The sequence below is a fragment of the Sphingomonas sp. 67-41 genome (assembly GCF_001899725.1).
Lineage (GTDB): Bacteria > Pseudomonadota > Alphaproteobacteria > Sphingomonadales > Sphingomonadaceae > Sphingomonas > Sphingomonas leidyi.
Genome location: NZ_MKWJ01000035.1, coordinates 1 through 22,561 on the forward strand (window position 1 = coordinate 1; position 22,561 = coordinate 22,561).

The window sequence follows — 22,561 nt, forward strand, 5'->3', positions numbered from 1 at the left end:
CGCACGGCGACACGCTGCATCAGCTGACGTGGAGTGACGGCGCTATAGTAGGGCAAACGGCGAGATATATTCGTTATGTTTATCCGGTGCGGGGCGCCATTAAAAACCCCGCTAGGCCAACGGCTTAGCGGGGTTTTTATGTTCCGGGGTTCGAGCGTACTTGGCGCTCCGGCCGCGCCCTGCGATGCAGGCATTATGCGGACCATCCATATCGATTGCACGGGGGTGACGTCGCCGGGGGCGTTCTGGCAACGCTATCTCGACGCTGCCGCCCCCGAGCAGGCGGACCTGTTCGGACGCAATCTGGACGCCTTCTGGGACGCCGTGGAAGCGGGAGGGCCGGGATGGCCCGGCGGGACAAGGCTGGTCTTCACCCATTCGGAGGCGCTGCGGCCGCTGAAGTGCCGGGACGGCACGTCTTTCCTGGATGCGCTGCGCCGAATCGCGACCGAGTCGACCGCGACGCGGATCGAGCTCACCTGACCGAATCAGGCCGTGGGTGGATTGCCCGGCAGGATCACGGTCACGCGCAGGCCGCCGATCGGCGAGCGGCTCGCCTCGATCCGCCCGTGATGCGCCTCCACGATCGCTCGCGCGGTCGCCAGGCCCAGGCCCGAGGCCGCCGATTCGTCGGCACGATCCGAACTGCGGTAGAAAGGCTCGAACAGGCGCTGGGCGAGCATTACGTCCACGCCGGGCGCATTGTCGTCGATGATCAGTCGCCAGGCGTCGCGCGAACTCTCCAGGCCCAGCACGATGCGGCCATTGCGCGGCGTGTAGCGCAGCGAATTGTCGATCAGCGCGCCGAACAACTGCTCGATTCGCGCGCCGTCCCATTTCACGATCACCGTATATTCGGGGAGCGTGCTCGTCTCCAGCCGCACGCCCTGCGCCTCGGCGCGCTTGCGATCGGCATAGATGGCGTTGTGGATCAGCGCGCGCGGATCGACCGAGGCGAAGGTGACGGGCAGGCGGCCGAGATCGGCGAGCGCGACTGCGTTCAAGTCCTCCGCCATGTGGATCAGCCGCCGGGTATCCTCCTCGATCGCGCCGATCAGCGCGGGCGGAAGCGGCGGCTGCACGTCGCACAGCTTGATGAAATGCTCGCCCATATTCTCGGTCGGGCCCTTGAGCTCGCCCGAAATCGAGACCAGCCAGGTGCGGCGCGCGGTTTCCAGGCGGCTGAACTGGCTGGCGATGCGGCGCAGGTTGCGCATCGTCGCCACCACTTCGGCCGGCCCTTCCTCGTCGAAATAAAGGTCGAGGTCGCCGTTCACCACGTCGCGGCTCATCCGGTAGAGCTGGAGCTGCGGCCGCGACCAGCGCCGCGCGAAGACATAGGCCATCACCAGCAGCAGCACGAACAGCACCACCACGATGGCGGCCACGCCGATATACTGGGTGGCGAGCACACGCCGGTCCTGGTCGGAAAGTTCGGGCGGACGGACCACCCGCGCCGTCGCCACCGTGCGGCCGTCGACCTGGACGGGGCGCTCGGCGCGCGCGGCCAGGGAGGTGGTGGGGCCGGCGATCGCGTGGCCCTGCGGATCCACGAGCAGGACGCGGCCGGCAAGCGGCCCGGGCAGGTTCGCGACCTGATCGAGCGGGCGCCCGGCGCGGGCCGCTTCGGCAACCGTCTGGACAAAGGCGTCGAGCCGCTCGCGATCGCGCTGGGCCAGCTCGGCCTGCTGGCTCTCGTGCATCACGAACACCATCAGGCCGCCCGGCACGATCGCCGCGAGCAGCGCCTGCGCCGCCAAAGAGGAAAAGATGCCTCGAAACAAACGCACGCGCTCAGAACCTCCCCACAGGCCAGCTCGCCGGCCCTAGCCCCCGACTATTACAGACGCAATTCCCCGCTCAATCCGGAACATCGAAGCTGTCCAGTATCTTGGCGCCCGCCATGAATACAGCAATCGGGCACAACGCGAAGAGCATCCAGCCACCCCAGCCCGGAAACTTCCCCAGATAATGGACCCCGCGTTCGGTCGCGCCACAGGCAAGGCCATAGATGACCAGAAAGGCCTCGAACTTGGTCTTGATCGTGAACAGGCGACGGATGCGATGGAGCATGGCAAAGGTTAAGCAAGCGCCGGGCCAAGCGCCAAAACACGTAGTTTCGCGTTAAATTAGATAGTTAACTGTCAATTATTCCGACGGTTCGGCCGTTCGTGACGCTAGAGGAGCTCCGGGATCTCCAATGTCTCCAGCAGCACCCGGCGCGCGGCCTCGACCCGGGCGATCAGCGCCGGATCGGCAATCGAATCGAAGGGGATGGCCTCGGGCCAATGCGCCTCGATCACCCTGGCGATGCGATCGAGCTTGCCTTCGTCCACCAGGAAGCGCGGGTCGACCGTCGCAGGATCGCACACCACGCGCAGGCGCAGACAGGCGGGGCCGCCGCCATTGGCCATGGACTGGCGAACATCGACCACTTCGAGCCGCCGGATCGGGCCATTGCCTGCGACATGTTCCTGCAGCCAGCGCCATACCGACGGCGTGTCGCGTGCCTCGCCGGGCAGCACCAGCGCCATTTCGCCCGAGGGCAGGGTGACCAGCTGGGCATTGAACAGATAGGATTTGATCGCATCCGCGAGGCTCACCTGGGCAGCGGGCACTTCGACGATCTCGACCTGAGGCAGCATCGTGCGCAGATCGGCGTAGAAGCGATCCTTCCCGGCAAAGGCCAGCTCGTGCGCGAACAGCACGGGGCCGTTCGCCACCGCGACCACGTCGTTGTGAAACGCGCCCGCCGCAATCGCTTCCTCGGATTGCTGGACGAACAGGACGCGCTCGAGCCGATGCTTCCGCGCCACCGCCGCGCTCGCATCGGGGTGCTGGCGCGCGGGGAAGGGGCCGCCCGAGATGCCGTAGACGAACACTTCCACGCCCGGCGCTTCATGGCTGGCGGCAAGCCGCATGTGATTGGCCGCGCCCTCGTCGCCGAACGGTGCCGGCACGGGAGCGTGCACCGTGAAGGCGGGATCGGCGAAGGCGAGGCGGAGCTGTGCCAGCGTCTCGGGCCATTCATGGCTGCGATGGGGCATCGTCACCAGATTGGCGACGCTGAGATGGCATGTTCCGTCCGCGGCGTCGGGCGCGGGCGAGACGGTGGCGGCATTGGCCGCCCACATCGGCGAGGCAGACAGCGCCTGGGCCTGGCTATGCGGCGGAGCATCCTCGAAACGCGTGCCCAGGCTGGCGAGCCAGCGATGGTCGGGCCGGGCATGGGGGAGGAAAATGCCCTGGGCGAGCCCGAGCGCGAGATTGGCGCGCATCTTGGCGACCCCCTGCAGCGCCGCGGCGCGCGGGAAGGACGTCTCGCCCCGATTTCGCGTTGCGGCGAGGTTGCCATGGCTGAGGCCGGCATAATTGTGGCTTGGGCCGATGATCCCGTCGAAGTTGATCTCGATCAGCATCAACGCCCCACATGCATGACTTCGCCGCCCATGCCGACGCCGAGCAGCTCGGCGGTACGCGAGTCGATCGCCACGCAGCCTTCGCGCTCGGCCACGCGGCCCTGGGTCACCCGGAATTCCTGGAGCCTGCCCGTGGCGACCAGCGCCGCCTCGCCACCGGCTTCGATCGCCACCACCGTCGCGGTCCTTGCGTCACGCACCGTCTTCACCTGATCGGTGCGCGCGGTCATCGTCGGGCCGCCGTCGAAGATGTCGACATAGCGTTCCCAGGCAAAGCCTTCGCTCTCCAGCATGCGCATCGCGGCGCGGCCGGAGGGGTGGGGCAGGCCGATCACGCCGCGCGCGCTCTCCTGCAGCATCGCCGTATAGATCGGGTGCTTGGGCATCAGGTCGGCGATGAACTGGTTGCCATGGACGGCGTTGAAGCTGTCCGCTTCCTGGAAGTTCATCCCGAAGAAACGCCCCGCGACGCCGTCCCAGAAGGGCGACCCGCCGGCTTCGTCGATCACGCCGCGCAACTCGGCCAGGATCCGCTCGGCGAAGCGATGGCGGTGGCGCGCGATGAAGAGGTAGCGGCTGCGCGCCAGCAGCATGCCGAGACCGCCGGCGCGCTCGCCCGGGTGCAGGAACAGGCCGCCGACCTCGCTGGCCCCTTCCAGGTCGTTGACCAGGCTGAGCGTCTCGGCACGGAAGGTGCGGCCCAGTTCCTCGCTGTGCTTGGTCTCGGTGGCGAGGCGATAGGAATAGAAGGGCCAGCGCTGCCCGACCGCGGTGAAGATCTGGCAGGTGCCGCGCACTTCGCCGGTATCCATGTTCTCGAGCACGAGCACGAACACGTCGTCGCCGCTCTCGTCGTCGCCGCGCTCGAAGGCGGCGTGGCTGCGCGCGAGCTTGGCGCGGAGCACTTCCTTCTCGGGCTGGAGATTGGTGAAGCCGCCGCCAGTCAGCTTCGCCATCTCGTAGAGCGCCTGCAGATCCTCGTCGCGGGCGGCACGGATCACGAAACTCATATTTTCCCCTTCTCGGCGATACGCAACATGGTGACGGCGGAGAGGGCGGCGCGCTCGGCCAGGCTCTCCGGGATCAGGAATTCTTCGGCGCTGTGGATGAGGCCGCCGCGCGCGCCCATGGTGTCGACCACCGGCACGCCCGCCGCGGCGATGTTGTTGCCGTCGCATACGCCGCCGGAGAATTTCCATGCGACGGGGATGCCCAGATCGGCACCCGACGCCTTCACCAGCTCGAACAGCCCCTCGGCACCGGCGTCCAGCGGCTTGGGCGGGCGATTGAAGCTGCCATGGACATGGATGCGCACGTCATGCTTGACCGAGACGATCGCCACCGCCTGGTCGATCGCGATCCGCGCCCGGGTTATCGCTTCGCTGTCCCTGGGGCGGAAATTGACGCGCAGGATCGCGAGTTCCGGTACGACATTATTGGGTCCGCCGCCGTCGATCTTCGCGGGGTTGACGGCCAGGCCGGGAGCCTTGGCGTCATTCAGCCGCATCGCCAGGTCGGCCGCGGCGACGAGCGCGTTGCGCCCCTCGTCTGGATTGCGCCCGGCATGGGCCGACTTGCCATGGACGAGAATCGAGAAATTGCCGGTGCCGCCCCGCGCGCCGGCCAGCGTGCCGTCGGGCAAAGCAGGCTCATAGGTGAGCGCCGCGATCTTGCCCTTCGCAGCGCCGGCGATCAGCCTGGCGGAGGAGAAGGAGCCGGTCTCCTCGTCGGAATTGATCAACACCTCGTACCCAAGCCGCACCGCGAGCGGGCTGTCCTCCACGGCCTCCAGCGCGGCGAGCATCAGCGCGAGCCCACCCTTCATGTCGGCGGCGCCCGGCGCGTTGAGGTTGCCGTCCGGCAGCCAGCGGTTCGCCTGGAAGGGATGATCGGCGCCGTAGACGGTGTCCATATGGCCGGTGAGCAGGATCTGCACCGGCGCCTCCGGCCGCACGGCGAGATGAAGGTGGCGGCCATGCGCCAGCGCCTCCACGCGCCCGTCGGCGGTCACGCTCTCGGCAGGCTCCGGGTCCAGCAGCGCCAGGTGGCCGGGCAGAACGGAGAAGGCATCGGCCAGCGCATCGGCCATGCGGCCCAGTCCCGCCAGGTTGCGGGTGCCGCTGTTGATCGCAGTCCAGGCCTCGGTGCGCGCCAGCATGGGCGACGCCGCGGCCCTCTCCACTGCCGCGCATTCTGTCTTGGAAAGCTCGGTCATCCCGAGCACCTAGCGCGTAAAACCATCTTCGTCATCCCGCCGAACGCTGGGATCTCATGCAATCAGGGCATGATCTTCGGAGTTGGGGCCGGCGCCTTTGCCGAAAGGACGACCGCCACGTCAGAAATCGACGACCAGGGCCGCGCGGCTGGTCGTGTCGGTGGTCTTGCGCCCGAGCGGCGGCGTGCTTTCATATTGGAGCGAGTAGCTGAACTGCGCCGACAGCGGCCCGATCAGGCGCGTCAGCAGCGCCGATTTGGACGACACCGTGCTGTTCGCATCCTGCATATAGGCCGAAGCGACTTGCGTCACCGAGATGCCCTTGGTGATCTTCCAGCCGAAATCGATGCTGCCGCGCGCCGCGGCGTTCTTCTCGGCGGTGTCGTTGATGAAGCGCGTGTAGCGGAAGGCCGGGCCGACCTCGAGGTCGAGCTTCACCGCCGGCGACTTGATCGCGCTGTAGCCGATGCCGCTCGACAGCGAGATGCGATCGGTGAAGCCCGAGAAGCGATCGCTCTCATATTGCGCGGCGCCATAGAGATAGGCGCGGTCGTCGAACTTCCAGTTGGGCTCGTAGGCGGCGAGATAGCGTTCCCGCGTCGTGATGCCCAGGCTTTCCTGGTAATCGGCCTGCACCCGCAGCTTGTGGCGCCATTGCAGCGCCTCGCGCTTGAGCTCCAGCGCTGCGGTGATGCCGATATTCTCGGTATTGCCGGTGGTCACATAGCCACCCAGTTCGGCGTGCCCCTTCACCAGCGCGAAGAAATCGGCGCTGCGGATCTTGGCCTGGGCCTTCTTCGTCCGCTCGTTGCGCCAGTCCGCGGCGATCTTCACCACCTGGTCGGCCGTCGCGGGCGAGGCGGTGCGGGCATATTTGACGATGACGGCGACATCGCTTTCGCTGCCGGATTCCATCGCGGCGTCGAGCATTGCCCGGATCGTCGCCGGGATGGCTGTGGGATCGGCCGCGGCGGCCGGATCATCGTCCGGCGCATTGGCAAGCAGCAGCGGCAGGGCAAGGAGCAGGGCGCGCATGAACGGGTCCGTATCGCCGTTATGGGAGCGAAACTAGGGCAGGATCAGACGAGATGTTGTCCAAAGACGGTCAACAGTTCCTTATAGAGCGCGCGCTTGAACGGCACGATGATGTCGGGAAGGTCCTGCGGGGCGGCCCAGCGCCACGCACGGAATTCGGGTTCGGCGGTCTCGATGTTGACGTCGGCGTCCTCGCCCAGGAAACGGAACAGGAACCAGCGCTGGCGCTGTCCGCGCCACTTGCCCTTCCACACCTTGCCGACCAGATCCTCGGGCAGGTCGTAATAGAGCTCCTCGGGCGCCTCGGCGATCAGTTCGGCCAGATCGCACCGCACCCCGGTCTCCTCCCACAGCTCGCGCCAGGCCGCCTCGATCGGTGCCTCGCCGGGATCGATCCCGCCCTGCGGCATCTGCCAGGCCTCGAGCACCGAATCGAGCCGCTGGCCGACGAACACCCGGCCGGCACGGTTGAGGAGCATCACGCCCGCGCAGGGGCGATAGGGAAGGGAAGCAATGTCGGTCATGCCTTCCCACCTACAAATATCGTCACCCCGGCGAAAGCCGGGATCTCGGGCAAGGGCGCAGGGCGGGAGCCGCAAGAGATCCCGGCTTTCGCCGGGATGACGGGATACCTAGCTTGGGCAAGTGATCCACCTCGTCCACCATCCCGACTATGTCGCGCCCGCTCCGGCCCGCAGCCAGTATCAGTGGAACAAGAACGGCCTGGTCCGCGACCTGCTGCGCGCGGAAGGGCCCGTCTTCGTGTGGCACGAGCCCGAGCCGATGCCGCGCGCCTGGCTCGAAGCGGTGCACGATCCGGACTATGTCGAGGAAGTGCTGCGCGCCGCCGTCCCGCCCGAGAAGGAGCGCCGCATCGGCTTCCCGGTCACTCCCGAAGTCGCCCGCCGGTCCCAGGTCGTGCCCGGCGGCACCTATCTGGCGGCCCGGCTTGCGCTGGAACATGGTTTCGCGGCCAACACCGCGGGCGGCAGCCACCACGCGCTGGCCAATACCGGTGCGGGCTTCTGCGTGTTCAACGACCTCGCCATCGCCGCCGTCCGGCTGGTGGAGGAGGGCTATCGCGTCCTGATCGTGGACTGCGACGTGCACCAGGGCGACGGCACCGCCGCGCTGACCGCGGGACGGCCGGAGATCGCCACCTACTCGATCCATGCGGAGAAGAACTTCCCGGCCCGCAAGGCGCGCTCGACGCTCGACGTGCCGCTGCCCGACGGGGTGGGCGATGCGGAATATCTGGAAACGCTGGAGCGCACGCTCCTGCCGCTGCTCCGTGGATTCGCTCCCGATCTCGTCCTCTACCAGGCCGGAGTCGACCCGCTCGCCGGCGACCGGCTCGGCCGCCTGTCGCTGAGCTACCGGGGGCTGGTCGCTCGCGACCGCTGGATCGCCGGCGTCATGACGTCACGCGGCACCCCCTTCGCCAGCGCGCTGGGCGGCGGCTATGGCGAGGATGCGCTCGAGGTCTCGCGGCGCCATGTCGCCTCCGTCCTCGCCCTGGGAAGCATGGCCGCAAAGGAGCCTTTGCAGGGCTGAGGGCATTTTCTACTTTGGGTTGGGAGAAATTGGGGCGTACACGTCCTTGTAACGATAGAGAACCGCAGGATACCGGCCATGGCGACTGCCGCGCACACGCTCACGCCCCAGGAGGCGTCGGCGCATCCCGCACCCGAAGCGATCGTGGTTCGCTTCGCCGGTGATTCCGGCGACGGCATGCAGCTCACCGGCGGCCAGTTCACGCTCTCAACCGCGCTGGCCGGCAACGATCTCGCCACCTTCCCCGATTTCCCCGCCGAGATCCGCGCCCCGCAGGGCACCTTGTTCGGCGTCTCCGCCTTCCAGATCAATTTCGGCTCGGCGCAGATCGATACCGCGGGCGACCAGCCCGACGTGCTCGTCGCGATGAATCCGGCGGCGCTCAAGACCAATGTCGATGCGCTCAAGCCCGGCGGGCTGATCATCGCCGACGAGGGCGAGTTCGGCCAGCGCAACCTCGACAAGGCGAAATACGCCGCCAATCCGCTCGAGGATGGCAGCCTGGCCAAGTGGCAGCTGCTCAAGCTCAACATCTCGCAGCTGACGCTCGACGCGGTGAAGCCCTTCGGCCTCGGGAACAAGGAAGCGCTGCGCTGCAAGAACATGTGGACGCTGGGCCTGGCGCTCTGGATGTTCGACCGCGATCGCCAGCCCCTGATCGACTGGCTCAAGGCCAAGTTCGCCAAGGCGCCCGAACTGGCCGAAGCGAACATCGCTGCCCTCAACGCCGGCCATGCCTATGGCGAGACGGCGGAACTGGGCGCCATGGGCATCAGCCAGCGCCAGGTCGCCGCCGCGCCCGCCGAGCCGGGGCTCTACCGCACCGTCACCGGCGCCGAGTCGATCTCGCTCGGCCTGGTCGCGGGCGCGCAGCTGGCGAGCCTGCCGATGTTCTTCGGCGGCTATCCGATCACCCCGGCCAGCGCGATCCTGCACACGCTGTCGCGTTACAAGGAATATGACGTCACTACCTTCCAGGCGGAGGACGAGATCGCCGCGGTCGCCTCGGCGCTCGGCAGCGCCTATGCCGGCAGCCTCGGCGTCACCTGCTCCTCCGGGCCCGGCATCGCGCTGAAGACCGAGGCGATCGGCCTGGCGATCATGACCGAGCTGCCGCTGGTGATCATCAACGCCCAGCGCGGAGGCCCCTCCACGGGACTTCCCACGAAAACCGAGCAATCGGATCTATATCAAGCGGTTTATGGCAGGAATGGCGATGCGCCGGTGCCGGTGATCGCCGCGCGCTCGGCCGCCGACTGCTTCGACGTCGCGATCGAGGCGGTGCGCATCGCCACGCAATACATGACCCCGGTGATGCTGCTCACCGACGGCTATCTCCAGAATGCCGCCGAGCCCTGGAAGGTGCCGGACATGTCGGCCTATGCGCCGTTCCCGGTGACCTTCCATACGGAGGTCCCGCCCGAGGGCGAGAAGTTCCAGCCCTATGGCCGCGACGCGAAGCTCAAGCGCCCCTGGGTGAAGCCGGGCACGCCGGGCCTGCTCCACCGCATCGGCGGCATCGAGAAGGCGCAGGGCAGCGGCAATATCGACTATTCCCCCGCCAACCACCAGGCGATGACCAACACGCGTCGCGACAAGGTGATGGGCATCGAGGTGCCCGATCAGGCGATCGAGCAGGGGCAGGCGGGCGGCAAGCTCGCCGTGGTCGGCTGGGGTTCCACCTATGGCCCGATCGCGCAAGCCGTGCGGCGTGCGCGGAGCAGGGGGCATGACGTCAGCCATGTCCATATCCGCCACATCTGGCCGCTTCCGAAGAATCTCGGTGATCTCCTAAAGAGTTACGAGCATGTTCTTGTACCGGAAATGAATACCGGCCAGCTCAAGACGCTGCTGCGTGACCAGTATCTCGTCGATGCCAGGTCGCTCACCAAGGTCTCCGGCCAGCCCTTCCGCATCGCCGAAATCGAAGCCGCCATCGCCCAGCATATCGGCGCCGACTTCGACCAGGAGGTCCCGTCCGACGACAGCCAGCTTCCGAGCCCGGAGGCGGTGAACCCATAGTGACCACATGCCCCGTTTGCGAGCAGCACGTGCTAGCGGAAGCGGCCAGTTGTCCGACCTGCGACTGGATCGAGGATTCTGACGCTCGGTATGTGCCGGAGCAGCCGTTCCGCAGGAATGTCATGTCTTTGATCGAGGCCCAAGAGCATTGGCGTAGCACAGGGAAGCCAGTGGAATGAACGAGATCACCACCATCCGCCCGAGCACCCCCAAGGACTGGGAGACCGACCAGGAGGTTCGCTGGTGCCCCGGCTGCGGCGATTATGCGATCCTCAAGGCCGTGCAGCGCACCATGCCCGAACTGGGCGTCGCGCCGGAGAACACCGTGTTCGTCAGCGGCATCGGCTGCTCGTCGCGCTTCCCCTATTACATGGAGACCTATGGCTTCCACACCATCCACGGCCGCGCGCCGGCGGTGGCGACGGGGGTGAAGCTCGCCAATCCGGAGCTCGACGTGTGGATCATCACCGGCGACGGCGATGCGCTGTCGATCGGCGGCAACCACACGATGCACCTGCTCCGGCGCAACCTGGACTGCCAGTTCCTGCTGTTCAACAACGAGATCTACGGCCTCACCAAGGGCCAGTATTCGCCGACCAGCCGCGAAGGCACCCGCTCGCCGTCCACGCCCTTCGGCTCGGTCGACCATCCCGCCAAGCCTTGCGCCTTCGCGCTGGGGGCGGGCGCCCGCTTCGTCGCGCGCGGGATCGACGTGCACAAGAACCTGCCGAGCGTCCTCAAGGCCGCCCATGCCCATCGCGGCGCGGCGTTCGTCGAGATCTTCCAGAACTGCATCGTCTATAACGACGAGGTCTTCGAGCCCTTCACCGCCAAGCCCAATGCGGCGCTGGGCCAGCTGTGGGTCGAGCATGGCCAGCCGATGCTGTTCGCCGGCGGTGCCAAGGGCATCGCGCTCGACCGGGAACGGCTCACGCTCAAGGTCGTCGACGTGGCCGATGGCGATTGGCAGGGAGCGGAAGTGATCGTCCACAACGTCACCAACCGCGCCATCGCGCACATGCTGGTCGAGATGCCCTTCGGCCCGTTCCCGATGGCGCTGGGCGTGCTCTACGACGATCCCGCGCCGACGTTCGAAAGCGCGGTCGCCGCCCAGAACCGGGCCGCGAGCGAGGGCAAGTCCGCCGATCTCCAGAAGCTCGTTTCCAAGGGCCAGACCTGGATGGTCGACAAGGAGCCGCACAAGCTCTGAGAACCGCATGAACGCGGACTGTTATCGCTATCGGCTTGCATTGAGCGCGGGCAAGCCTATCGCACCGTTCATGTTGACCCGTGCCAGCGCCGGCCTCATCCCCCATGCAGTCACGCCGCTCCGGCGCGTCGGGCGGCGATGACTCCCGGCAACGGCACCTCCGGCACGTTCCGCGCACCCGAGGAGCGGGCCCGGCGCCACGATCTCGATGCCTTGCGGGCGGTATTCCTGCTGTTCGGCATTCCCTATCACGCCGCGCTCACCGTCCGTCCCGGGCCGTGGATCGCCAATATGCACGAGCGGTCGCGCGACTTCATCCAGCTCGCCGACTATCTCCACCTGTTCCGCATGCCGGGCTTCTACATGATCGCCGGCTATTTCGCCGCGATGCTGCTCCAGCGCCGACCGGTGGCGAGCTATCTCCCGTCACGCCTCCACCGGCTCGTCCCGCCCTTCCTCGCGGGGACGCTGCTGCTGGTACCCGCGATGCATTTCCTGCTCCTGGTGGAAACCGGCCATCCGCAGCCCCTGGTGCGCTGGTGGGAGATCATGACCTGGGCCGAGCGCAATCCGTTCGAACATCTCTGGTTCGTGCAGGTGCTGCTGTACTACACCGCCGGGCTTGCCGGCCTGGTCTGGCTGTTCCCCGGGCTCGCCCATGCCGGGATCGAGGGGGAGCGGCCGGGGCTCGTCCGCTGGTTCGTGCCGCTCACGCTCGCCACCGGCATCGTCCTCGGCCTGTGCGGCCTCGGCGCGCTTCAGCTCGAGCGCTACCGCTATCTGGACAATTTCGCGATCAATTTCCTCTCGGCCCGCTATGCGCTCGACTATCTGCCCTGGTTCGCCCTTGGCGCGATACTCCAGCGCATCCCGGCGCTCGACCGGCGCTTCGCCCGCTTCTCCTGGATGCTGTTCCTCGTCGGCCTGGCCGCAAGCATCGCCCTGGTCTTCGCCGCGCGGTCGATCCCGCTGGTCTGGCGTCCCGTGTTCACCGGCGTCGCCGCGATCTGTCTTACCCAGGCCTCGCTCGGCGCGCTCGCCTATTTCATCGATGGCGAGCGCCGCTGGGTGAAGGCACTCGTCTCGGCTTCCTTCGTCATCTATCTGTTCCACGAGCCGCTGATCGTGCTGGCAACGCCCTGGATCGACCTGGCCCCGCTTCCGATCTGGCCCAAATTCATCCTGCTCTGCCTGACGGCCTTTCTCGGCTCCTACGGGATCTGGAAGCTGATCAGGCTGAGCCCGGCACTGCGCTACCTGTTCAATGGCGAGCGCGTGAAACGCCGCATCGAGTACGGACCCTAGCGCCGAGCTTGGGCTTGCCCGACTCAGTGACGCGTGCATTGTGCACTCTGCAATGCACGCGCCGCTGAGCCAGTCCACATCGAACGCCCCCGCGCCGCAAGGGGGAGGCTGGCTCTCGCGGGCACTCGCTCCCTTCTTCCGCCGCCAACTCGACAGGATCGATGCCGGCATCGCCCGGGGCAGCCTGTCGCTCAGCCTGCCCGGCGGAGCCGCGCGACTGCTCGGTGGCCGGGAGGAAGGGCCCGCCGCGACCGTGGATCTGCGCAGCTGGCGTGCGTTGCTCCGGCTCGCGATGGGCGGCTCGATCGGCTGGTACCGGGCCTGGACCCTTGGCGAATGGGCGAGCCCGGATCCGGTGGCGCTCTTTGCGCTGTTCGGTTGCAATCGCGCCGAACTCGCCCGCCAGGCCCGGGCCACCGGCCCATCGCTCCGCATCAAGCGCCTGATCCATGCGATGCGGCGCAACGATCGTCACGGCTCGCGGCGGAACATCCATTTCCATTACGATCTGGGCAACGACTTCTATCGGCTCTGGCTCGATCCCGGCATGACCTATTCGAGCGCGCTGTTCACCGCGCCTGGCCAATCGCTCGGGGAAGCCCAGCAGGCGAAGCTTGCCGCGATCCTCGCCCGGACGGCCACGCGGCCGGGCGAGGAGATTCTCGAGATCGGTTGCGGCTGGGGCAGCTTCGCCGAACTGGCGGTGCGGGAGGGGCGCAGGGTTCACGGCATCACCCTCTCGACCGAGCAGAAGGCCTGGGCGGAAGCCCGTGTCCCGCATGGCGCGCGCTTCACCCTCACCGACTATCGCGACGTCGGCGGAAGCTATGACGCGGTCGCCAGCATCGAGATGGCCGAAGCGGTGGGGCGGGAATATTGGCCGGCCTATCTGGACGCGATCGCCGGGGCGCTGAAGCCGGGCGGCCGCGCGGCGCTGCAGATCATCACGTTCGACGACGCCTTCTTCGAAGACTATGCCGCGAACGTCGATTTCATCCAGGCCTATGTCTTCCCCGGCGGGATGCTGCTCTCGGAAGCCCGCCTGCGCGCGCTTGCCGAGGCGCGGAGCCTGTCCTGGCGCGATCGCACCAGCTTCGGCGCCGACTATGCCGAGACGCTGCGGCGCTGGCGCGAAACGTTCGACGCGGTGGTGGAGGCGGGTGAGCTACCGAAGAAATTCGACAACAGGTTCATCGACTTGTGGCGTTATTATCTCATGTATTGCGAAGGTGGGTTCAGAGGCGGCGGGATCGACGTCGTCCAGCTCACCTTGGTGAAGGAGGAGAGGATATGAGGAACTGGCTTCTGGCGGGCGCGCTGGCGCTTGGAACATTCGCGGGGCAGGGAGCGATGGCCCAGGCAATCGCGTCGCCCGGCGTGCAGATGCAGCCCGGTGACAATTCGGGCCTCCGCAAGGTCGGTGCCGAAGTGCTGTTCTGGAGCCAGGCCCAGCGCGACCAGAATTTTCCGCACATGGAGAAGCTCTTCCCCGGCCATATCGTCCAGGCGGGCGGCAAGGTCCATCCGCTGCCCGTCGGCAAGCCGCTGGCCTTTCCCGATGCCGATCTCGACGCCTTCATCGCCCAGCAGAACATCGCCGGGCTAATCGTCCTCAAGGACGGCAAGATCGTGCTCGAACGCTATGCCCGCGGCTATTCGCAACAGGGGCGCTGGACCAGCTTCTCGGTCGCCAAATCCTTCACTTCGTCGCTCGTCGGCACCGCGATCGGGGACGGCTTCATAAAGTCGGTCGACGAGCCGGTGACCCGATATATCCCCGAGCTGGCCGGCAGCGGCTATGACGGCGTGACGATCGCCCAGCTCCTCACCATGACCTCGGGGGTCAAGTGGAACGAGGATTACACGGATCCCAAGTCCGATGTCGCGCGCATGTTCCTCGAGCCGGTGCCGGCGGGGGAGGACCCCACTGTCTTCTACATGAAGAAACTCCCGCGCGAATTCGCGCCCGGGACAAAGTGGGTCTACAAGACCGGCGAGACCAATCTGATCGGCGTGCTGGTGATGCGCGCCACCGGGAAGCCGCTCGCCACCTATCTCAGCGAGAAGATCTGGAAGCCGTACGGCATGGAGCAGGACGCGTTCTGGATGGTCGATCCGTCCGGCCACGAAGTCAGCGGCTGCTGCCTTTCGGTGTCGTTGCGCGACTATGCCCGGATGGGCCAGTTCGTGCTCGAAGGCGGGAAGGGCGCCGTGCCTGCCGACTGGTACCGCCGGTCGACCGCGTCCCATGCCGATATCGGCGTGCCGGGCCGGGGCTATGGCTATCAATGGTGGACCTATCCGGAGGGCCGCTTCGGCGCCCAGGGGATTTTCGGCCAGACGATCCGCATCGATCCGAAGTCGAAGGTGGTGATCGCGGTCTCGGCCGCCGCACCCAAGGCCAGCGACGACGCCTATGGCCAGGCACGCACGGCATTCCTCAACCGGCTGTTCGAGGCGGCGGCGAAGTAGGCGTTGCGGGCAACTCCGAACGGAGCCCGTCGAAGTCCTAGCCCGCCACCCGCTCGAAATGTCCGGTCTCGAACCCGGAGACCGCCAGCGCCGCGATCCGCTCCGCCACGACCTCGGGCGCCTTCACCGTCGCCGGGTCCTCGCCCGGGAAGGCGCGCGCGCGCATCTTGGTGCGGGTGGCGCCCGGGTCGACGATCCCGACGCGCACCTTGCTGATATGCGCGACTTCCTCGCCATAGGTGAGCAGCAGGTTCTCGAATGCCGCCTTCGACGCGCCATAGACGCCCCAATAGGCCCGTGCCGTGCGGCCCACGCCGGAGGTCACGCCGATCACCCGCGCGCCGCGCGATGCCTTGAGCATCGGATCGAACGCGGCAAGCATCGCCGCCTGGGCGGTGACGTTGAGCGTCAGCACCTTGGCGAATTCCTTGAAGTCGATCGCCGGCACCGCGCTCAGCGTGCCGAGCGTCGCCGCGTTGAGCACGAGCACATCCAGGGCGGCCCAGCGCCCGGAGATCGCCTCGGCGAGGCGGGAGATCCCGTCATTCTCCGCCAGGTCCAGCGGCGCGATCGTCGCCGATCCGCCCGCCGCGAAGATCGCCTCCTCGACTTCCTCGAGCCCGCCCGCGGTCCGTGCGGTGAGGACCACATGCGCGCCTTGCCTGGCCAGTTCCAGTGCCGTCGCCGCACCGATACCGCGGCTTGCGCCGGTGACGAGCGCAATGCGCCCCGAAAGTGCCCCTTCGCTCATCGCCGGATCAGCCCACCCGCTCGTGGAGCAGCGCGAACTGGTCGTCCGGCGGACCGTTCTCGTCCTGGTCGGTCAGCGTGGTCGGATATTCGCCGGTGAAACAGGCGTCGCAATATTTCGGATGGATGTCCGCCCGGTGCGCCTCGCCCAGTGCCTTGTACAGGCCGTCGATCGAGATGAAGGCCAGGCTGTCGGCATGGATGAAGTCGGTCATCCCGCCCACGTCCAGCTTGGCCGCCAGCAGCTTGGCGCGTTCGGGGGTGTCGACGCCGTAGAAGCACGAATGCCGCGTCGGCGGCGAAGCGATGCGCATGTGCACCTCGGCCGCGCCGGCCTCGCGCATCATCTGCACGATCTTCAGCGACGTGGTGCCGCGCACGATCGAATCGTCGATCAGCACCACGCGCTTGCCCTTGATCAGCTCGCGATTGGCGTTGTGCTTCAGCTTCACGCCCAGGTGGCGGACCTTATCGCCCGGCTGGATGAAGGTGCGGCCCACATAGTGCGAGCGGATGATGCCGAGCTCGAACGGAATGCCGCTCTGCTGGGCATAGCCGATCGCCGCCGGCACGCCCGAATCGGGCACCGGCACGACCAGGTCGGCCTCGACCGGCATCTCGATCGCCAGCTGCGCGCCGATCGCCTTGCGCACCGAATAGACCGAGCGATCGTTGCTGATCGAATCCGGGCGCGAGAAATAGACATATTCGAAGATGCAGGGCCGCGGCCCCACCGGCGCGAACGGCTTGTGCGAGCTGATCTCACCGCCCTTCACGATCACCAGCTCGCCCGGCTCGACGTCGCGGACATAGTCGGCGCCGACCACGTCGAGCGCCACCGTCTCCGATGCGAACACGATCGTGTCGTCGAGCTTGCCCATCACCAGCGGGCGGATGCCCAGCGGATCGCGGCAGGCGATCATGCCCTCGGGCGTCATCACGATCAGCGAATAGGCGCCCTCGACCTGCTTCAGCGCATCGATGAACCGGTCGATCAGCGTGCGGAACTGCGAAGTGGCGACGAGGTGGATGATCACCTCGGTGTCCGACGTCGACTGGAAGATCGCGCCGCGGCGGATCAGGTCGCGGCGCAGGCGCATCGCGTTCGAGATATTGCCGTTATGGGCGATCGCAAAGCCGCCGCTCGCCAGCTCGGCATAGAGCGGCTGCACGTTGCGCAGCGCGGTCTCGCCCGTGGTCGAGTAGCGCACATGGCCGCAGGCGACATTGCCATGCAGCGCGCGGATCACTTCGTCGCGATCGAAATTGCCCGCCACATGCCCCATCGCGCGATGCGTGTGGAACTGGTGGCCGTCGAAGCTGGTGATGCCCGCCGCCTCCTGGCCGCGGTGCTGCAGCGCGTGCAGGCCGAGCGCAACCGCGGCGGCGGCGCCGTCCATGCCGGATACGCCGAAAATGCCGCACTCTTCGCGCAGCTTGTCGTCATCGAACGGGTTCGTGGTAAGCATCAGCCCTCGAGGGGGTTGGGAACTGTCGAGCGGGCATATAGGCGCTTCGGCGCGGTTTGTCGCCGGTCTGTCACAAAGAAATGAACTTGCTGGGTTTTTCGTTGGTTTTTCAGGGCAGAAGGAGACGATCCATGCCCGGGCACGACCACGGACCGCAGATCAGGAACGGCGAACTCTACGAGAAACTCCGCGACGAAGGCGCCTCGAAGGAAAAGGCGGCGCGAATCGCCAACGCCCAGGCGGCGGGCACGCTCCACCATCCCGGTGGCACGCTGGAGAGCCGCTCGAAGAAGCAACTCTACGACGAGGCGAAGGAGATCGGCATCGAAGGCCGCTCGGGGATGGACAAGGGCGCGCTGGCGAAGGCGATCCGGGAGCATGGATGACCGCCATCCACCCCTCGAGCGCCATCCTCGCGAAGACGGGGAGCCAGAGCCACGCGCGACGTCGCGTCGCTACCCCGGATCGCCGCCTTGGCGGGGATGACGATGGGGGCTTGGCACGCTAGATATCTGGCGTGGACACCAATCGCGAAACGGGCACCTTGCTCGACCCGAAATATGACGCGGCCGGCCTGATCACCGCCGTCTGCACCGCGCCCGACGGCACGGTGCTCATGGTCGCGCACATGAATGCCGAGGCGCTCCAGGCGACGCTCGACAGCGGCGAGGCGACCTTCTGGTCGCGCAGCCGGGGCAGGCTCTGGAAGAAGGGCGAGACCTCGGGCCATGTCCTCAAGGTGGTCGAGGCCCGCATCGATTGCGATCAGGATTGCGTCTGGCTCAAGGTCGAACCGCGCGGCCCCGCCTGCCATACCGGCGCGCCCAGTTGCTTCTACCGCGCAATCGAGGGCGGAAAGCTCGTCCGCAAATGAAGCGCGCCGGGCTGTTCCTCGCGCTGCTCGTGGCGGCCTGCTCCGGCGGCGCCAAGCAGGCCGACAAGCCCCAGCCTCCCCAGGACCTGGAGAAGGCCGCTATCGAGCGCGGCCTGATCCGCAACCCCGCCGATACCGATATCGCCGGCCTCTATGCTCGCGACACCGATCGCATCTGCATCGTCCCCGACGAGCAGCTCGGCTACCGGATCGGCGCTTTCGTCGACTATGGCGACCGGATCACCTGCAGCGGCTCCGGCCGGGCGAGCCGGGTAGGGGAGTCGCTCCATATCGAGCTGGGCGAGGACGGCAGCTGCTCGTTCGACGCGAAATATGATGGCGACAAGATCGCCTTTCCGGGCGCGCTGCCTGACGGCTGCAACCGCTATTGCGCCAGGCGCGCCTCCTATGCCGGCCTCGAAGTCGTCCGGCTGAGCGAATCAGCCGCCGAGGCATCGGCGATGCGCGACGCCAATGGGCGCAGGCTCTGCGGGGGCGGCTAGAGGGGGACGCATATTCCCCACCGCGATTTCCCCTGAAACACGCGCGTCATGTCGATGCGCGAACATGGATCCTGCCGCGCCCCTTGTGGGCGGCGCATCCGCGCATGCCGAACGGCGAGGCGAGAGGATGGGGTCGCGACCTTCGCGGCCTTTCGGCGCCCAAAGAGTTGACGTTCACGTAAAGGGAAGGTAGTTTCCATGCCCATGAACGCACCAGCCTTTCCGCTCGAGGCCCTGGCGCCGATCGAATCGCGTCCGGATCGCGACGCCTTCACCATTTCGGACCTGTGCGCCGAATTCTCGGTCACGCCGCGGGCGCTGCGTTTCTATGAGGATGAGGGCCTGATCGCGCCCGAGCGCCGCGGCACCACCCGGATCTATTCGCACCGCGATCGCGCGCGGCTCGCCTGGATCCTGCGCGGCAAGCGCGTCGGCTTCAGCCTGGCCGAGATCCGCGAGATGATCGATCTCTACGATGTCGGCGACGGCCGCCGTACCCAGGTGCAGGTCACGCTCGAACGCTGCCTCGAGCGGATCGGCCTGCTCGAGAACCAGAAGCGCGACATCGACGCGCACATCGCCGAGCTCCAGCAATTCGTCGAGCTGCTCAAAAGCAGCGACTAGCCCCCGAGGAACCTGAAATGCCCCAATATACTCCGCCGGTGCGCGACACGCGCTTCATTCTCGAGCAGGTGATCGGCCTCGATCGCTACGCCAATCTTCCGGGCTTCGAGAATGCGACGCCGGACACGGTCGACGCGGTGCTCGAGCAGGGCGGCCAGTTCGTCGCCGAAGTGCTGTTCCCGCTCAACCATTCGGGCGACCAGCAGGGCTGCACCCGCCATGACGACGGCAGCGTCACCACGCCGGACGGCTATAAGCAGGCCTATGCCCAGTTCGTCGAGAGCGGCTGGGGCACGCTCAGCTTTCCCGAGGCGGTCGGCGGGCAGGGGATGCCGCACGTCATCTCCACGGCCTTTCAGGAGTTCATGATCTCCTCGAACATGGCGTTCGCCATGTATCCGGGCCTCACCCATGGCGCCGTCGCGGCGCTGCTGGTCAAGGGTTCGCCCGAGCAGCAGGAGAAATACGTCCCCAAGATGGTCGCGGGCGAGTGGGGCGGCACGATGAACCTCACCGAGCCGCAGTGCGGCACCGATCTCGGCCTGATCAAGACCAAGGCCGAGCCCCAGGCGGACGGCTCGTTCAGCATCACCGGCACCAAGATCTTCATCTCCTCGGGCGAGCACGACCTGACCGAGAACATCATCCACCTCGTCCTTGCCAAGACCCCGGGCGCGCCGGAGAGCAGCAAGGGCATCTCGCTGTTCGTGGTGCCCAAGTTCCTGGTCAACGACGACGGCTCGCTCGGCGCGCGCAACGCCGTTTCGTGCGGCTCGATCGAGCACAAGATGGGCATCCACGCCAATTCGACCTGCGTGATGAACTATGACGGAGCCACGGGCTGGCTGGTCGGCGAGGAGATGAAGGGCCTCGCCGCCATGTTCATCATGATGAACGCGGCGCGCCTGGGCGTGGGCCTCCAGGGCCTGGGCGTGGGCGAGGTCGCCCTTCAGAACGCCGTCCAATATGCGCATGACCGCCGCCAGGGCCGCGCGCTCACCGGCCCGCAGGAGCCGAACGAAAAGGCCGACACGCTGTTCGTCCACCCGGACGTGCGCCGCATGCTGATGGAGGCCAAGGCGCAGACCGAGGCGCTGCGGGCGCTCTGCCTGTGGGGGGCGCTCCAGGTCGATCTGGAACATGCCGCCGGCACCGAGGAGGAGCGCCAGCTCGCCGCCGATCTGGTCGGCCTGCTCACGCCGGTGATCAAGGGCGTCGGCACCGATATCGGCTACAAGGTCGCGACCGACAGCCAGCAGGTCTATGGCGGCCATGGCTACATCGCCGAATGGGGCATGGAGCAATATGTCCGCGATGCCCGCATCTCGATGATCTATGAGGGCACCAACGGCGTGCAGGCGATGGACCTGGTCGGCCGCAAGCTCGCCATGAACGGCGGCCGCGCGGTCCAGGCCTTTTTCAAGCTGGTCGCCGAGGAAGCCGCCGCCGCCAAGGGCGACGCCCGGTTCGCCGTGCTGGCGGAGGGTCTGGAAAAGGCCTTGGGCCATCTCCAGGGCGCGACGATGTGGCTCGCCCAGAACGGCTTCAAGAACCCCAATGACGTCGGCGCGGGCGCTTATCCCTATATGCAGCTTACCGGCACCGTCGCGCTCGGGCTGATGTGGCTGCGCATGGCCCGGGCAGCGGCCGCCGCGCTGGCCGCCGGCGGCGGCGACACCCGCTTCTACGAGGCCAAGCTGGTTACCGCGCGCTTCTATGCCGAGCGCTTCCTTCCGGACGCGAGCGGCCTGCGTCGCAAGATCGAGGCGGGCAGCGAAACGGTGATGGCGCTCGATCCGGAGCTGTTCCGCGCCGCATGACCGCGTTTCGCCAGGGTCCCCGGCTTTGGCCGGGGGCCGGATGGCCAGGGAAAGATGCGCGAGGGGGCGTAACGCCCCATCCCTGAAGCCACCTGTATTTTACATAATGTATATTATCGATCTTTCGGTTGTGCAAGCGCAACTTCCAAGTGAGACGTTTCTCCAAATTCGAAATGAGACTCGCCTCACGCGTTGGCGGGATTTGTCCCGTCCCTTGGAGGTTGTGTGCGCCAGGGACGTAAGCGAACCTGAAATTGAGGTCGATGATGAATCCTACGAAATCAAAGCGATAAAGGCCTATCTCGCGGGCGATTTGAAAGCTCGAGATTCGCGTGCCTCGCTAGAGGTCTCACGGCCTACGATGTATCGAATGGTCGCCCGATACGTGGAGTTTGGACCAGACGGGCTGCACTCGATGGATGAAAAGAGACGGTATTTGGGTCGATCGTGAGAGCAAAGAGCCCAAGATCCATTCCCCTAGAAAACCACGTGATCGTCGAGGCGAGCTTGTTCAGGTAGATGGGTCCTACCATCGCTGGTTCGAAAAGCGTGGAAACGAATGCTGCCTGCTCGTTTTCATCGACGATGCCACCAGCGAGTTGAAAATCCTACGTTTCGTGGAGCACGAAAGTTCTTACAATTACATGGCGTGCCTGAAATCGTACATCGAAGAGTTCGGTTGCCCCCTCGCCCTCTTCTCTGACCGGCACAGCATCTTTCGTGCGACGAATCCCACCGCGATTGGCGTACGGACGCTGACGCAGTTCTCACGAGCCTGTAGCCGGCTCTATATTAAGGTTATCTGTGCCGAAACGCCGCAAGCAAAAGGGCGTGTCGAGCGAGCCAATCGAACCCTGCAGGATCGACTCGTAAAGGAGCTGAAGCTCAACATTCTCCATTCCTTCGCCCTCACTCCTCAAACCAAGGGACGTGTCGAGCGCACAAATCGGGTGCTTCAAGATAGAATGGTGAAGGCCATGCGCCTGGCGGGGGTTCGCACGATTGAGGAGGCCAATGCATTTGCTTCCGAATACGTCAAACAGCACAACAAACGCTTTGCCAAGCCTCCACGGCAAGAAGATAACCATCATCGCTCCACTGCTGACTACGACCTAGACGGCGCATTTTCGCAGGTGCAAATGCGCCGCGTAACCAAGCAGCTAACCTTTTCGTTTGACGGTCAAGAATATCGGATCAAGGGAACCGTCGAAGACCTTCTCGCTATTGGGCCCTACGTTAAGGTCGAAGTTCGCCTCAATGGGACGATGGCAGTGTTTGGCCTCAACGGT

Annotated in this window: 23 protein-coding genes; 14 read left to right on the forward strand and 9 right to left on the reverse strand. The window is 66.3% G+C overall.

Annotation, left to right across the window (positions count from 1 at the left end; genetic code table 11):
- Nucleotides 1-195: 195 nt before the first annotated feature.
- Nucleotides 196-483, forward strand: coding sequence for a barstar family protein (locus BGP17_RS23615; protein ID WP_286713926.1), 288 nt, complete (start codon nt 196-198; stop codon nt 481-483).
- A gap of 5 nt (nt 484-488) precedes the next feature.
- On the opposite strand, the gene BGP17_RS23620 is transcribed toward BGP17_RS23615, so the two are convergent.
- From BGP17_RS23620 to BGP17_RS23650, 7 genes are all read right to left on the reverse strand, one after another.
- Entirely contained in the window at nt 489-1,790 is a 1,302-nt protein-coding gene (locus BGP17_RS23620; RefSeq protein ID WP_286713927.1) for a sensor histidine kinase, read from the reverse strand.
- A gap of 70 nt (nt 1,791-1,860) precedes the next feature.
- Nucleotides 1,861-2,073: a hypothetical protein gene (locus tag BGP17_RS23625; protein ID WP_167298938.1), complete on the reverse strand. Its 213-nt coding sequence runs from the start codon at nt 2,071-2,073 to the stop codon at nt 1,861-1,863.
- 104 nt (nt 2,074-2,177) lie between these two features.
- Nucleotides 2,178-3,419 (reverse strand): N-succinylarginine dihydrolase, encoded by a 1,242-nt coding sequence (locus BGP17_RS23630; protein ID WP_286713929.1) that lies wholly within the window; start codon nt 3,417-3,419, stop codon nt 2,178-2,180.
- Entirely contained in the window at nt 3,419-4,429 is a 1,011-nt protein-coding gene (locus BGP17_RS23635; RefSeq protein ID WP_286713930.1) for an arginine N-succinyltransferase, read from the reverse strand. The genes BGP17_RS23630 and BGP17_RS23635 overlap by 1 nt, the downstream gene beginning before the upstream one ends.
- Nucleotides 4,426-5,634 (reverse strand): hydrolase, encoded by a 1,209-nt coding sequence (locus BGP17_RS23640; RefSeq protein ID WP_286713931.1) that lies wholly within the window; start codon nt 5,632-5,634, stop codon nt 4,426-4,428. The genes BGP17_RS23635 and BGP17_RS23640 overlap by 4 nt, the downstream gene beginning before the upstream one ends.
- A gap of 120 nt (nt 5,635-5,754) precedes the next feature.
- The gene (locus BGP17_RS23645; RefSeq protein WP_167298942.1) at nt 5,755-6,669 is read right to left on the reverse strand and encodes a DUF481 domain-containing protein; all 915 of its coding nucleotides are present in this window, start codon (nt 6,667-6,669) and stop codon (nt 5,755-5,757) included.
- A 44-nt stretch (nt 6,670-6,713) separates the two neighbouring features.
- Entirely contained in the window at nt 6,714-7,193 is a 480-nt protein-coding gene (locus BGP17_RS23650) for an RNA pyrophosphohydrolase (RefSeq protein WP_286713933.1), read from the reverse strand.
- Nucleotides 7,194-7,314: 121 nt separating this feature from the next.
- Here BGP17_RS23650 and BGP17_RS23655 point away from each other — a divergent pair, with 121 nt between their 5' ends.
- From BGP17_RS23655 to BGP17_RS23680, 7 genes are all read left to right on the forward strand, one after another.
- Nucleotides 7,315-8,223 carry a histone deacetylase family protein gene (locus tag BGP17_RS23655; RefSeq protein WP_167298944.1) on the forward strand — a complete coding sequence of 303 codons (909 nt, stop codon included), beginning with the start codon at nt 7,315-7,317 and terminating at the stop codon, nt 8,221-8,223.
- Between the two features lie 78 nt (nt 8,224-8,301).
- Nucleotides 8,302-10,245: a 2-oxoacid:acceptor oxidoreductase subunit alpha gene (locus BGP17_RS23660; protein WP_286713934.1), complete on the forward strand. Its 1,944-nt coding sequence runs from the start codon at nt 8,302-8,304 to the stop codon at nt 10,243-10,245.
- A complete protein-coding gene (locus BGP17_RS23905; RefSeq protein ID WP_353681894.1) occupies nt 10,245-10,424 on the forward strand; it encodes a CPCC family cysteine-rich protein in 180 nt (59 codons plus the stop codon). Before BGP17_RS23660 ends, BGP17_RS23905 begins: the two co-directional genes overlap by 1 nt.
- Complete coding sequence (locus BGP17_RS23665) at nt 10,421-11,455, forward strand: 2-oxoacid:ferredoxin oxidoreductase subunit beta (RefSeq protein WP_167298946.1); 1,035 nt, start codon at nt 10,421-10,423, stop codon at nt 11,453-11,455. Before BGP17_RS23905 ends, BGP17_RS23665 begins: the two co-directional genes overlap by 4 nt.
- 138 nt (nt 11,456-11,593) lie before the next feature.
- Entirely contained in the window at nt 11,594-12,760 is a 1,167-nt protein-coding gene (locus BGP17_RS23670; protein WP_286713935.1) for an acyltransferase family protein, read from the forward strand.
- Between the two features lie 52 nt (nt 12,761-12,812).
- On the forward strand, nt 12,813-14,054 hold the full coding sequence (locus tag BGP17_RS23675; RefSeq protein ID WP_167298948.1) for an SAM-dependent methyltransferase: 1,242 nt from the start codon (nt 12,813-12,815) through the stop codon (nt 14,052-14,054).
- Nucleotides 14,051-15,232 carry a serine hydrolase domain-containing protein gene (locus BGP17_RS23680; protein ID WP_286713937.1) on the forward strand — a complete coding sequence of 394 codons (1,182 nt, stop codon included), beginning with the start codon at nt 14,051-14,053 and terminating at the stop codon, nt 15,230-15,232. Before BGP17_RS23675 ends, BGP17_RS23680 begins: the two co-directional genes overlap by 4 nt.
- A 37-nt stretch (nt 15,233-15,269) precedes the next feature.
- Here the strand turns inward: BGP17_RS23680 and BGP17_RS23685 are convergent, their stop codons facing one another.
- Complete coding sequence (locus tag BGP17_RS23685; protein WP_286713938.1) at nt 15,270-15,983, reverse strand: SDR family NAD(P)-dependent oxidoreductase; 714 nt, start codon at nt 15,981-15,983, stop codon at nt 15,270-15,272.
- Between the two features lie 7 nt (nt 15,984-15,990).
- Nucleotides 15,991-17,451 carry an amidophosphoribosyltransferase gene (gene purF, locus BGP17_RS23690; RefSeq protein WP_086129784.1) on the reverse strand — a complete coding sequence of 487 codons (1,461 nt, stop codon included), beginning with the start codon at nt 17,449-17,451 and terminating at the stop codon, nt 15,991-15,993.
- Nucleotides 17,452-17,582: 131 nt separating this feature from the next.
- Between purF and BGP17_RS23695 the strand changes: the two genes are divergently transcribed.
- The 6 genes from BGP17_RS23695 to BGP17_RS23720 all read left to right on the forward strand — a co-directional run.
- Nucleotides 17,583-17,837 carry a DUF7218 family protein gene (locus BGP17_RS23695; RefSeq protein ID WP_167298952.1) on the forward strand — a complete coding sequence of 85 codons (255 nt, stop codon included), beginning with the start codon at nt 17,583-17,585 and terminating at the stop codon, nt 17,835-17,837.
- 131 nt (nt 17,838-17,968) lie between these two features.
- Entirely contained in the window at nt 17,969-18,325 is a 357-nt protein-coding gene (hisI, locus tag BGP17_RS23700; RefSeq protein ID WP_167298953.1) for a phosphoribosyl-AMP cyclohydrolase, read from the forward strand.
- Complete coding sequence (locus BGP17_RS23705; RefSeq protein WP_167298954.1) at nt 18,322-18,828, forward strand: hypothetical protein; 507 nt, start codon at nt 18,322-18,324, stop codon at nt 18,826-18,828. The genes hisI and BGP17_RS23705 overlap by 4 nt, the downstream gene beginning before the upstream one ends.
- A gap of 204 nt (nt 18,829-19,032) precedes the next feature.
- Entirely contained in the window at nt 19,033-19,452 is a 420-nt protein-coding gene (locus tag BGP17_RS23710; RefSeq protein ID WP_286713940.1) for a MerR family transcriptional regulator, read from the forward strand.
- A gap of 17 nt (nt 19,453-19,469) precedes the next feature.
- Nucleotides 19,470-21,272 (forward strand): acyl-CoA dehydrogenase C-terminal domain-containing protein, encoded by a 1,803-nt coding sequence (locus tag BGP17_RS23715; RefSeq protein WP_167298955.1) that lies wholly within the window; start codon nt 19,470-19,472, stop codon nt 21,270-21,272.
- Nucleotides 21,273-21,664: 392 nt separating this feature from the next.
- Nucleotides 21,665-22,561: transposase family protein (locus BGP17_RS23720; protein ID WP_502688454.1), on the forward strand; the 897-nt coding region annotated here is incomplete at its 3' end.

Bases quoted from the DNA above. Each gene is read 5' to 3' on its own strand.
- BGP17_RS23615 (WP_286713926.1), top strand. From the start codon at position 196: ATGCGGACCATCCATATCGATTGCACGGGGGTGACGTCGCCGGGGGCG.
- BGP17_RS23625 (WP_167298938.1), bottom strand. From the start codon at position 2,073: ATGCTCCATCGCATCCGTCGCCTGTTCACGATCAAGACCAAGTTCGAG.
- BGP17_RS23630 (WP_286713929.1), bottom strand. From the start codon at position 3,419: ATGCTGATCGAGATCAACTTCGACGGGATCATCGGCCCAAGCCACAAT.
- BGP17_RS23635 (WP_286713930.1), bottom strand. From the start codon at position 4,429: ATGAGTTTCGTGATCCGTGCCGCCCGCGACGAGGATCTGCAGGCGCTC.
- BGP17_RS23640 (WP_286713931.1), bottom strand. From the start codon at position 5,634: ATGACCGAGCTTTCCAAGACAGAATGCGCGGCAGTGGAGAGGGCCGCG.
- BGP17_RS23645 (WP_167298942.1), bottom strand. From the start codon at position 6,669: ATGCGCGCCCTGCTCCTTGCCCTGCCGCTGCTGCTTGCCAATGCGCCG.
- BGP17_RS23650 (WP_286713933.1), bottom strand. From the start codon at position 7,193: ATGACCGACATTGCTTCCCTTCCCTATCGCCCCTGCGCGGGCGTGATG.
- BGP17_RS23660 (WP_286713934.1), top strand. From the start codon at position 8,302: ATGGCGACTGCCGCGCACACGCTCACGCCCCAGGAGGCGTCGGCGCAT.
- BGP17_RS23665 (WP_167298946.1), top strand. From the start codon at position 10,421: ATGAACGAGATCACCACCATCCGCCCGAGCACCCCCAAGGACTGGGAG.
- BGP17_RS23670 (WP_286713935.1), top strand. From the start codon at position 11,594: ATGACTCCCGGCAACGGCACCTCCGGCACGTTCCGCGCACCCGAGGAG.
- BGP17_RS23675 (WP_167298948.1), top strand. From the start codon at position 12,813: ATGCACGCGCCGCTGAGCCAGTCCACATCGAACGCCCCCGCGCCGCAA.
- BGP17_RS23680 (WP_286713937.1), top strand. From the start codon at position 14,051: ATGAGGAACTGGCTTCTGGCGGGCGCGCTGGCGCTTGGAACATTCGCG.
- BGP17_RS23685 (WP_286713938.1), bottom strand. From the start codon at position 15,983: ATGAGCGAAGGGGCACTTTCGGGGCGCATTGCGCTCGTCACCGGCGCA.
- purF (WP_086129784.1), bottom strand. From the start codon at position 17,451: ATGCTTACCACGAACCCGTTCGATGACGACAAGCTGCGCGAAGAGTGC.
- BGP17_RS23695 (WP_167298952.1), top strand. From the start codon at position 17,583: ATGCCCGGGCACGACCACGGACCGCAGATCAGGAACGGCGAACTCTAC.
- BGP17_RS23705 (WP_167298954.1), top strand. From the start codon at position 18,322: ATGAAGCGCGCCGGGCTGTTCCTCGCGCTGCTCGTGGCGGCCTGCTCC.
- BGP17_RS23710 (WP_286713940.1), top strand. From the start codon at position 19,033: ATGAACGCACCAGCCTTTCCGCTCGAGGCCCTGGCGCCGATCGAATCG.
- BGP17_RS23715 (WP_167298955.1), top strand. From the start codon at position 19,470: ATGCCCCAATATACTCCGCCGGTGCGCGACACGCGCTTCATTCTCGAG.